The organism is Fibrella forsythiae, assembly GCF_017353175.1.
GTDB classification, from domain to species: Bacteria; Bacteroidota; Bacteroidia; order Cytophagales; family Spirosomataceae; genus Fibrella; species Fibrella forsythiae.
The window spans coordinates 1-1,770 of the sequence record NZ_JAFMYW010000045.1; the positions used below are offsets into that span (position 1 = coordinate 1).

Below are 1,770 nucleotides of genomic sequence, written 5' to 3' on the forward strand. Positions count from 1 at the left end.
GGTACAACGAGGATGGAAATAGGTTGACAGGTTACGAACCCACAGACAAGTTCAAAGCTCTTTTTAAGCCTACAGAGGCTTGACCTATCTGCCTGTTACCTTGCTAATAAAGCCACAAAATTCCCAAAAATTTTTTGTGAAATATTAGTAGATAATGCGCTGATCTATTAGTAATTACGGTTGGAATTTACTATATTTATGCTTCACCAACTATACTAATGACCATGTCTAAACGCATCATCTACCGCGACTCTGAGTCAGGCAAGTTAACCACACGCGAGTACGCCACTCAGCACCCTAAAACCACGGAGCGAGAACGAGTCAATGTCCCCACTCCGAAGAAGAAGTAACTGGCTAAGCCCTATAACGGGGCTTAGTTTTTTTTTGCTTTAACGGGCTGATACTATCGCGGTGCAAATGCCCCCAAAAATGCTCCCTGAAATGCCCCCCAAAATGCCCCTTCAAATGAGGGGTCGGGGACACCATTTGGGACACCATTTGGGACACCATTTGGGACACCATTTGGGACACCATTTGGGACACCATTTGGGACACCATTTGGGACACCATTTGGGACACCATCCATTTTTCCCCCGGACAGGTGGGGCGGTAAAATGCCTAAGAAAATCCGTGACGGAACGTCACAAAAAGACCTTCGGAGGCTTTGAGCTATCAATCCGAAGGTCTTGTGGACTGGTGTCCGCGGATCGATCTATCCCTGTTTCAGTTGTGTCCCCACAGAGCTGCATTCCGTTTCGATCGATAGGCAAATATCGATCTTGATTTTGACATCACTCAGTACTCTTGATAAGAAAGCATAACTGACGGGGGTAGTGCACTAAGTTGAAGTGGACCCCGTCAGTTGTACAAACTACCGATATTACCTATATTAGCCAAAAAAAAGAGCATCACGGGCTGCAACCCACAATGCTCGGATTTCATAAATACCCCCACCAAGGAGTAATCTTATGCACAAAGATAAAGCCACGCTTCTGAGGCGTGCAAGGGCTAAATATATATCCAAGAGTCTTTCATCGAGCTTACTTCGTAAGAATCCCGACTCCCCCCTAAAAAACAGCTACTACGGGTCTTTATTGTGCTCTCACAACCTTTATCAGGCTGGTCAAAGAATCACAACGTCTTATTGCAAGCAACGCTGGTGCGCGGTCTGTAATCGTATACGTACCGCCAAACTCATCGGCGGCTACCTTCCTACGCTGAAGGGCATGAAGGATCCTCAGTTTGTTACCTTGACTAAGCAGACCGTCCCAGACAAAGATTTAGTGGCGAGCATGGACCTGATGGAGAAGGTGTGGCGCCAAATACTACGAAGCGACGCCAATAAGAAGAGAAAGATTAAGGGTATTCGTAAGGGTGAGTGCACCATCAGACCTAACAATCATTACCATTTTCACTATCATGTGATCGTTGATGGAAGAGAAAATGCTGAGTGGTTGATTGACGCATGGCTCACTCGTTTGAAAGGTGTCGCTGATGCCCAGGCTCAGAACTATCGACGAGCTGATGAGAACAGTCTCAAGGAGATGTTCAAGTATTTTACGAAGCTTATTGTTTCAACTGCAGATCACGATAAGCAACTATATCCTGCTGATAGAATGGACGTGATATTTCTAGCTATGAAGGGACGGCGAACTATTCAACCATTTGGAGGACTCCACGCTGTTGCAGATGATATTGATGATCTGGTTGGTCAGGTTTATGAGTCGTTGGAAGGTGCCGATCAGGTATGGAAATGGAGTGATACGGATT

Annotated in this window: 2 protein-coding genes; both read left to right on the top strand. The window is 45.8% G+C overall.

The window, feature by feature from the left end; genetic code table 11:
- Positions 1 to 224 precede the first annotated feature (224 nt).
- On the top strand, positions 225 to 350 hold the full coding sequence (locus J2I46_RS33275) for a hypothetical protein (protein WP_262898084.1): 126 nt from the start codon (positions 225 to 227) through the stop codon (positions 348 to 350).
- A gap of 618 nt (positions 351 to 968) precedes the next feature.
- Positions 969 to 1,770, top strand: an 802-nt coding sequence (locus tag J2I46_RS32540; RefSeq protein ID WP_207333294.1) for a protein rep, incomplete at its 3' end; no start/stop codon positions are given.

Coding starts and splice junctions, on each gene's coding strand:
- J2I46_RS33275 (WP_262898084.1), top strand. CDS start 225: ATGTCTAAACGCATCATCTACCGCGACTCTGAGTCAGGCAAGTTAACC.